This is a genomic window from Acidobacteriota bacterium (assembly GCA_018001935.1).
GTDB lineage: Bacteria > Acidobacteriota > JAAYUB01 > JAAYUB01 > JAAYUB01 > JAGNHB01.
Window position 1 is genome coordinate 1 of the sequence record JAGNHB010000104.1, and the last position, 8347, is coordinate 8347.

General features: G+C 65.4%; 8 protein-coding genes. 7 read left to right on the plus strand and 1 reads right to left on the minus strand.

The features are described 5' to 3' along the window. Positions 1 to 110 precede the first annotated feature (110 nt). The 7 genes from KA419_20900 (at position 111) to KA419_20930 (ending at position 7366) form a co-directional block, all read left to right on the plus strand. The gene (locus tag KA419_20900) at positions 111 to 878 is read left to right on the plus strand and encodes a TrbG/VirB9 family P-type conjugative transfer protein (protein ID MBP7868394.1); all 768 of its coding nucleotides are present in this window, start codon (positions 111 to 113) and stop codon (positions 876 to 878) included. 12 nt (positions 879 to 890) lie between these two features. Continuing rightward, positions 891 to 1373: a hypothetical protein gene (locus tag KA419_20905; GenBank protein MBP7868395.1), complete on the plus strand. Its 483-nt coding sequence runs from the start codon at positions 891 to 893 to the stop codon at positions 1371 to 1373. A 10-nt stretch (positions 1374 to 1383) separates the two neighbouring features. Then, the gene (locus tag KA419_20910; protein ID MBP7868396.1) at positions 1384 to 2889 is read left to right on the plus strand and encodes a TrbI/VirB10 family protein; all 1506 of its coding nucleotides are present in this window, start codon (positions 1384 to 1386) and stop codon (positions 2887 to 2889) included. Then, on the plus strand, positions 2876 to 3466 hold the full coding sequence (locus KA419_20915) for a hypothetical protein (protein ID MBP7868397.1): 591 nt from the start codon (positions 2876 to 2878) through the stop codon (positions 3464 to 3466). The genes KA419_20910 and KA419_20915 overlap by 14 nt, the downstream gene beginning before the upstream one ends. Next, on the plus strand, positions 3463 to 4569 hold the full coding sequence (locus KA419_20920; GenBank protein ID MBP7868398.1) for a CpaF family protein: 1107 nt from the start codon (positions 3463 to 3465) through the stop codon (positions 4567 to 4569). The genes KA419_20915 and KA419_20920 overlap by 4 nt, the downstream gene beginning before the upstream one ends. Positions 4570 to 4594: 25 nt before the next feature. After that, complete coding sequence (locus KA419_20925) at positions 4595 to 6607, plus strand: type IA DNA topoisomerase (protein MBP7868399.1); 2013 nt, start codon at positions 4595 to 4597, stop codon at positions 6605 to 6607. 120 nt (positions 6608 to 6727) lie between these two features. After that, positions 6728 to 7366 (plus strand): hypothetical protein, encoded by a 639-nt coding sequence (locus KA419_20930; GenBank protein MBP7868400.1) that lies wholly within the window; start codon positions 6728 to 6730, stop codon positions 7364 to 7366. Here the strand turns inward: KA419_20930 and KA419_20935 are convergent. Further along, complete coding sequence (locus tag KA419_20935; GenBank protein MBP7868401.1) at positions 7331 to 8173, minus strand: SUMF1/EgtB/PvdO family nonheme iron enzyme; 843 nt, start codon at positions 8171 to 8173, stop codon at positions 7331 to 7333. The two genes, KA419_20930 and KA419_20935, sit on opposite strands and share 36 nt — an antisense overlap. Positions 8174 to 8347: the final 174 nt, after the last annotated feature.

Here is an 8347-nt window from a genome sequence, read left to right on the forward strand (position 1 = left end):
TTCGTCAAGTACAAGCCCGTCCCCCGGACCGTGGAGAACCCCCACGGCCTGGTGGTGATCGAGTACAACGAGACCCCGTTCCAGGAAACGGACACCAAGGAGGATTCGAAATGAAACGAGCCCTGATAACGCTGACGATCGCGGCCGCGATCGCCACGCTTGCCTACGCCAAGACCCCCCGGACGAAGGTCTGCAACTTCGACGGGGACAACCGGACCAAGGTTTACGAGGTGGCCGCCGCCGTGGGGATCGGGACGGCCTTCCAGCTCCCCGAGGGGTGGGAGATCCAGGACTTCGTGGTCTCGGACAGCAAGTTCTTCTTCGGGCAGTCCAACGGCAAGATCGGCGTCGTGAAACCCCTGGCCGAGGGGAAGGAGACCTCCGTCATCGTCTTCACCACCAACGAGAAGCTCTTCACCTTCCACATCTCCACGAAGCCTGCGGAGGAGGTGGACGAGATGGTCATCATCGACGTCCACGACGAGACCTTTTTCAGGCAGAAGGTCGCCCGGGAGGCGTCGAAGCTGGTGCGGGAGCGGCTCCAGAGCATGGAGGCCGTCAAGGAGAAGGAGAAGGACGCCGAGGTGGACAAGACCCAGAAGGACGTGCTCCAGGCCGCCAACACGGCCTACGCGATGGAGGGCAACCCCTTCAGCGTGGACAAGGTGGTGGACGACGGCACCTTCACCTACATCTGGCTCCCGAGGTGCCAGGCCAAGCCCGGCGTCTTCGTGGCGAAGAAGGACTCCCCGAAGGAGCTGGAGCCGGTGAAGTACGTGGACCTGGGGGAGTACTTCCAGGTCCACCGGGTGATCCAGGGGAAGGAGAAGCTCTTCCTCAAGTCCGGCGAGACGGTCTGCGAGATCCGGCGGAAGTAGGGGAGGACAGCCATGAAGAGAACCCTTCTCCTCATCATCCTGGGCGTGACCGGCATCGGCTGGGCGACGGCCCAGCAGTACGAGCGCGAGGAGTGGATCGACGGGCGGCACCTGTTGACCCTCTCCGAGACCGACCCGCCCCTCTTCAAGGTCAAGGGCTTCGAGTGCGACGGGGCGACGGGGGGGACCCGCATCGTGCTCAAGGACATTCAGAATATTCCCGAGCTGGCGGCTTCGGTTCAGAGCGGGATGCTCCAGGCCGAGGACGCGCAGGAAGTCCCTCAAAACGTCTGGCTGGTGCGGGAGTGCACGTGCAAGGATGGCTCCGTGTTCGCCGTGAACCTGAACTGGGACTGCCAGGAGTGCGCCTCGGCCTGTGACGGCCACGACGGGCCAGGGGAAACCCGGTACTACCTCCTCGTCTGTCAGGCCGTGGGGGGCGGGCTGGAACTCGGTCTGGGCATCGACCCCCAGATCCTCGTCCTCATCGAGTAGGGGGGGCATCATGGAAGACGAACGCACCGGGAAACCCTCCCGGGAGGAGATCGAGGCGATCCTGGAAACCACCGTGCACGAGTACAAGCCGGAGCCCGAGAAGAAGAAGGCCCGAATCACCCCCGTCCAGACCTTCGCCCTGGTGGGTGTTTTCGTCCTGGTGGCGTTCCTGGTCGCCCTGGCGGCCGGGGCCTTCAGGGGCTCCGGGGCGGAGGCGAACGCCGACTTCGACCTGCAGAAGAAAGAGGCGGCCAAGGCGGAGGCGAAAGCGGCCGCCAAGGAGAAGTCCATCAAGGACGCGGTCCTGGGCGGGCAGCCCGGGGCGACGCCGGAGACGGAGGCGGACCGGGCGTGGGCGGCCGCGCAGGCGGAGGCGAAGGCGGGCCAGGCCGGGGAGGAGGGGAAGTACTCCGAGTACATGAAGACCCTGGCCGAGCAGGACCAGGCGGGGGAGGCGGGCTACCCGCCCTCGGCGGACTCCCCCCCGTCGGCTGCCGAGCGGTACTGGCGGGAGAAGGAGGCCCGGGCTTCCCGCCAGGAGAGCGACCCCCGCAGCGTCTACCACGTCCGGGGGGACAACCCCGCCGAGGAGAAGCAGCGGCTGGAGAAGGCGCGGGAGGAGTACGACAAGGAGAAGACCCCCATGTTCGTCTACCAGCGGGAAAGCGCGGCCAAGGGGGCCGGGGGAACGACGACGGCGGGACGGTCCCGGATCCGGATGCAGGAACCCATGATGGAAGAGCTGCCTCCCGAGGCTGGGGCGCCACCCTTGAATGAGGACGACCCCGGGGCCTACATCCGGCAGGGGAGGGAACTGGCCGCCCGGGACGCCTACCGGCCGGGCGTCGGAGCGTCGAAGGTCGAGCGGAGAGGAGACGAGAAGCGCCAGACGACGCTCTTCTACACCCGCCACGACCCCGTGACGATGTTCGAGGGGGACTTCCTGGAGTGCGTGCTGCTGCACCGGATCGTCTCCGACACCGAGGAGAGCCCGGTGCTGGCCGTGGTGGTGCGGGACCTGGTGGACAACTCCGGGAAGTGGGTGATCATCCCCCAAGGGACCAAGGTCGTCGGGAAAACGAAAATCGTGGACTACACCGGCGCCCACCGCATGTACATCCTCTTCCACCGGATGATCCTGCCCGACGGGGTCTCGGTGGAGTTCCCCTACAACGTGAACGCCCTGAAGGCCCTGGACCAGACCGGGGCCCTGGGCGTTTCCAGCAAGGTCAACCGGCACTGGATGCTCCAGTTCGGGACGGCCCTGATGTTCGGCCTCCTGGACGGCCTGGGCGCGGCGGCGACGGCGCAGACGGAGTCGAAGACCGGGGCCTACATCGTGGACAAGACCGACCAGAACATGGACAAGGTGCTCGACACCATCCTGCGGCGCTACCAGAACGTCGTGCCCACCGTCACCGTCAACCAGGGCTTCCGGATGCGGGTCTATATCACGGACGACGTGGCGGTCACCCCCTACTGCAAGGTCAGGGACCGGGCCTATGCGAAGAAGTAGAATTCTGGTGGCGGTGGTCCTGGGGAGCCTGCTGTTCGCTTGGACGAACGCCCGGGACAACGAGCAACCCACCCCCCAGGACCTGGAGCTTCTGAAAAGAGCGACCGCCCTGGAGCCTTTCCTGAAGAGCGCCGAGGCGAAACAGGACCCGGAGAGCGTGGGCTTCTTCTTCCCCCGGGGCCTTTACCCGAAGCTGCTGGGCAACCCCGTCATGGGTTACCTCTACGACGAGGGCTATGCCAGCGGGGGGCTCACCCGGGTTTGCCTCAAGCGTTTCCGCTTCCCAAAGAAGGTGGAGCCCCACGTGGAGGCCTTCAAGAAGTGCGCGCAGACCGCCTTCGAGAAGGCGGGGCTGCGCCTCGGCGACACGGGGAGGATCGAGCTGGGCCTGGCCCTGCTGGGCGTGGTGCCGGTGAAGAACGAAAAATCCCTCCCGGGGCTGTGCGTGGAGTTCTACGTGCACAACCGGGACTCGGGGAAGACCGTCTACGCCCGCCGCTCCTTCGGCTCCCCCGAGTCCCTGGTCAAGGCCATGATGGCGGCTTCCGTCTTCATGGCCGCCCGGGTCCTGCGATGAGCGGCTCCACCCTCAACCTCGACCTGCTCAAGATCACCCTGGGGCCCGTGGCCCCCTGGCTGGGCGACCCCGATGTCACCGACATCCTGGTCTACGGCCCCGAGAAGGTCTTCGTCAAGCGCCAGGGGAGAAAGCCCGAGCGGGCCCCCGCCCGGTGGGAGTCCGCCGAGGACCTCATGGTGGCCGCGAAAGCCATCGGGCGCCACATCAAGCGCCGGCTGGACGCGGACAACCCCATCCTGGACTCCCGGCTGCCCGACGGCTCCCGGGTCAACGTCATCATCCCACCCTGCTTCGCCGACGGGGCCGCCGTCGCCATCCGTCTCTTCACGAAGGAGAAACTGACGGCGGCGCAGCTCCTCGAGGGCGGCTCCTTCGACCCGGCCGGCGCGGAGATCCTCCGCAGCCTGGTCCTGTCCGGCAAGAACATCCTGATCTCCGGGGGGACCGGCTCCGGCAAGACGACGCTCCTGAACGTGCTGGGGGCCTTCATCCCGGAGCGGGACATCGTGGTGACGGTGGAGGACTCCCGGGAGATCCAGCTGCGCAACGAGCTCTGGGCGCCCCTGGAGGCCAAGAAGGCCGTGCACGAGGGGGAGGTGGAGGTCACCCTGCGCGACCTGGTGCGCAACAGCCTGCGGATGAACCCCAGGTGGGTCATCGTCGGCGAGGTCCGGGGCCCCGAGGCCCTGGACCTCATGCGGGCCTTCAACACCGGCCACTCCGGGATGGGCACCGTCCACGCCAACAGTTGCGACGACGCCCTGGGGGCGCTGGAGAACCTCATCCTGCAAAGCGGCCTGGACATCCCCGCGAGGGCCATCAAGGAGATGGTGGCCCGGGCGATACATATCGTGATCCAGGTATGCCAGTACCCGGATGAAAGTAGAAAAATCGCCGAGATCGCCGAGATCCGCGGGCTCGACTACGACACCAGCCCCACCTTCCCGCCGTACCGGGTCAACACCCTCTACCGCTTCGAGCCCTCCGGTTACGACACCGACGGCCGCCTCACCGGCCGCTTCACCGTGGTGGGGAAGCCTTCCTTCCTGGAGGCCCTCTCCCTCTTGAAGGACTTCGAGGTGCCGGAATTCTGGAGATGACCATGATCCAACCAAAGGAGGGCACATGCCGCGCGTGATTATCGCCGAAAAGCCGTCCGTGGCCCGGGACATCGCGGCCGCCCTGGGGTGGCCGGAGAAAGAAGACGGGTTGCTCCGCGTCGGGGACACCGTGGTGACCTGGGCCATCGGGCACCTCTACGAGATCGAGGAGAACGGGGACCGATGGGACCTCGACGAGCTGCCCCTGCTCCCCGCGGAGTTCCGGTACCGGGCCTCGGAAGGGAAGGAAAAGCAGGCCGGAATCATCCGGGAACTCCTCCAGGGAGCCGACGAGGTGGTGAACGCCTGCGACGCGGGCAGGGAAGGGGAGCTGATCTTCCGCCTGGCGGTGGAAAACGCCGGATACGGTGGTCCCGTCAAGCGCCTGTGGACCTCCGAGGCCCTCTCCGTGGACGTCGTGCGCCGGGAGCTGTCCGACCTCAAGCCCGGGGATGGCTTCGAGAGCCTCTACCGGGCCGCCCTGGCCCGGCAGCACGCCGACTGGCTCGTCGGCGTGAACCTGACCCGCCTGTTGACCCTCCGGGCCGCCGACCGGACCGTCTGGAGCGCCGGGCGCGTCCAGACGCCCGTCCTCCGGCTCATCGTGGACCGGGAGGAAGAAATCCGGGACTTCCAGCCTGTCCCGTTCTGGAAAATCCGGGTGGATTTTGTGAAGGACGGGTCGGCATTCTCCGGGTGGATATCGGACGGGGCAGGGGAGATGAAATTCTTCGACCCGGCCGTCGCGGAAAAGGCCCTCACCGACGTGACGGCCGCCGGGGAAGGGCTCGTGCGGAACGTGAGCACGGAGCGCAAGGAGCAGTTCCCCCCCGCGCTGCACAGCCTCACGTCCCTGCAGCGGGAGGCCAACGAGCGCCTTGGCCTCACGGCGGGGCGCACGCTGGAACTGGCCCAGGAACTCTACGAGGCGAAGCTGGTCTCCTACCCTCGCACCGACGCGGACCACCTGGACGAGTCCCCGCAGACGAGGGAGATGGTGCGCCGTCTCCTGGGGGAGCTGGGACACCCGGAACTGTGCGCGGCGGTGGAAACGGCGGGGCGGCGCGTGTTCGACAATGCCAAGCTCACCGACCACTACGCCCTGGTCCCGCAGAAACGTTTCCCCGACAACGCCGTCATGGCGGACGAGCACCGGATGCTCTACGAACTCATCGAGCGGCGCTTTCTGGGCGCCTTCATGGAGAGTTGCCTGTACGACCGGACCACCGTGGACCTGGATGTGGGGACCCACCCTGCCCGGGCCGTGGGCAACGCGGAGGTTCGGGAAGGGTGGAAGGCGCTGTACCGGAAAGAGGTGGAAGAGAAGGGCGAGGACGGCGAGGACGGGGAAGGGGAGGGGGCCGCGCAGAGACTCCCGGACCTCGAGGCCGGGGAGCGGGTTCCCAGGACGGGCGTGGAGCGGCAGGGGCGGAAGACCGCCCCGCCGAAGCGCTACACCGAAAGCGCCCTCCTCGGCGCCATGGAGCGTCTCGGCCTGGGCACCCCGGCGACCCGGGCCGCCGTCATCGAGCGGCTCAAGAGAGTCCAGTACGTCGGCCTGGTGAAGAAAGCGATCCAGCCCACGGCGAAAGCCGGGGAGCTGATCGGCAAGCTCCGCGGGCGGCCCGTCGCCGACCCCGAGACCACGGGGCGGTGGGAGACCGAACTGGAAGGGATCTACCGGAAAAACCTGGGCCGGGAGGGTTACGGGGCCTTCATGGACGGAATCCGCAAGGCCATCGTGGAAGAGGTTCGGGAACTCAAGGGGCTCAGCATCGAGGCCCGGGCGGGGGACGTCGGGACATGCCGCTGCGGCGGCCGCATCGAGGAACTGCCGAAGACCTTCGTCTGCGCCGCGTGCCGCAGCCTGGTCTGGAAGGAGTTCTGCGGGAGGAAGCTCACGCGGAAGCAGGCGGCCGCCCTCCTGGGCGGGAAACGGGTCGACCTGAAGAAGCTCAGGTCCCGCGCGGGGAAGGAATTCGACGCCGCGGCCGAATTCGATGTGGAACAGCGGAAGGTCCGGTTGGTGTTCCGTTGATTTTCCCCAAAGACTGGGGAAATGTTTCCTCCGGGAACTCGGAGGGGACTGTCATGAATAACGTTCTCCACTTTGCTCAATAGAGCGGCAGGAAAGGGAATTGGGGGAAGAGAAGGGAACATGCGCAGAATGACGATGGTGGCAACCGCGGTCACGATCCTGGCGGGGGTGGCGGTCCCCGTGGCTGCCCAGGTATTGGGACGGCAAAAGCTCCCGGAAAACCTGGCGCGGAAGTACTGGGGCGAGGTGCTGGTCCGGTGCGGGGACCGGGTTTTCATCGCCGAGAACTACAGCCTGTTCGTCAGGGTCACGGAGTACAGGGGGAACCTCTCCCTAACGGCCGATGAGTTCATTCTGGACAAGGCCTGGCTGGCGGCAAACCGCGTCGAGGCAAGGGGGACACTCATCATCCGCTTCGGGGAGTCCAGGAGTTGCCGGTACAGCAAGGACCACCCGGAATTCAACGCTCCCTGGTCGGCGTGGTTGAAACCGATCAACGGCGTAGGTGCGGCGTTCCCTTTCAGCAAGGCCGGCGGACAGTTGGCGGTGAGCGCCGGCGTGGTCGTCCGGATCGGTTGCGACACCATCGACGCCGTGGATGCTATCAGCCGGAAAAATCAGCGGTGCAGCCCGGCAGGCGTTGAAAACGAAGGAGAAGCCCTACTCGCCGTCGGGCGATCCTCCTCTTTACTCTCCGAGCTTGCCGGCTGGAGTTCAAACCACCTAGCGGGCTGTTCGAACCAGACGGAATCCCACTAAATAATAACGGTTGCCTGGACTCATCTGGCCACGGCAAGCGGAGCGGCATGACAGAGCGAAGCTGCTCCAGCTCCCTCCCCGGCGCATGCGGAGCGAGCCCGTTTCAGGACCCTGGTAGTCAGTGACCGGAAACGTCGGGTAGTCCGTCAGGTACCAGTCCCAGCACCATTCCCACACATTTCCGTGCACATCCCGCAGCCCTAAAGGATTTGCCGTCTTCGTCCCTACCGAGGGGAGTGGATAGAGTGAAACACAGTTTCCCCAGAACCACGCCGCCGTCTCCAGTGAGGGGTACATCCCCGGCGCAGACGTCCAATCACAATCCGCTGAAGTGTAATTCGGTTCCAAGATCCAAAAGGGCGTCGTGGTCCCCGCCCTGCAGAAATACTCCCACTCCCCCTCCGACGGCAGCCGGTATCCCTCTGCGTCCCAGTCGCAGTAGAACGGCCCGACTGTGTAATTGGAGGCGTCCAGGGGCAAACTGAAAGACGCATCAACGTAGTAGCACTGCGTCAGGCCCCTTTGGGCCGACAAAAGGTTCGCGAACAGCACAGCCTCGTACCAAGTTAGGTTCTGAACCGGGTTCGTCATCCCCGGCCCGTAGCCGGTGTCTGTCGGATCCCCCGGAATCGTCGGCTGGACCGACTTCAGGTCCGCCCACATATGCCTGCTTATCTCCGTCTCCATAACCACCAGATCTCTCGTCGGTGTGTGGATGAACTGGTTTTCGTTGTCGCGCCGACATGGTTCATCTGCGGGCGATCCTTGAACGAACGTCCCAGATGATACGTAGTGAAGGCTGCCCACGATGGGATCTTCGTCAACAAGGTAGCCTGCCCGGTACGTAAAGCTATTAACCCTACAACGTCACTTGCGATAATTTGTCCAAGGTTTTCTTCCGATGCGAAAGGTATGAACGGTGGTTTCGCACCTGCACCCATTGAACCCAACGGAGTATCGTCCTGCATGTCCATTTCCTGA

Excerpts from the sequence above, each read along its gene's own strand:
- KA419_20930 (MBP7868400.1), top strand. The coding sequence starts at position 6,728 with ATGCGCAGAATGACGATGGTGGCAACCGCGGTCACGATCCTGGCGGGG.
- KA419_20900 (MBP7868394.1), top strand. The coding sequence starts at position 111 with ATGAAACGAGCCCTGATAACGCTGACGATCGCGGCCGCGATCGCCACG.
- KA419_20920 (MBP7868398.1), top strand. The coding sequence starts at position 3,463 with ATGAGCGGCTCCACCCTCAACCTCGACCTGCTCAAGATCACCCTGGGG.
- KA419_20905 (MBP7868395.1), top strand. The coding sequence starts at position 891 with ATGAAGAGAACCCTTCTCCTCATCATCCTGGGCGTGACCGGCATCGGC.
- KA419_20910 (MBP7868396.1), top strand. The coding sequence starts at position 1,384 with ATGGAAGACGAACGCACCGGGAAACCCTCCCGGGAGGAGATCGAGGCG.
- KA419_20915 (MBP7868397.1), top strand. The coding sequence starts at position 2,876 with ATGCGAAGAAGTAGAATTCTGGTGGCGGTGGTCCTGGGGAGCCTGCTG.
- KA419_20925 (MBP7868399.1), top strand. The coding sequence starts at position 4,595 with ATGCCGCGCGTGATTATCGCCGAAAAGCCGTCCGTGGCCCGGGACATC.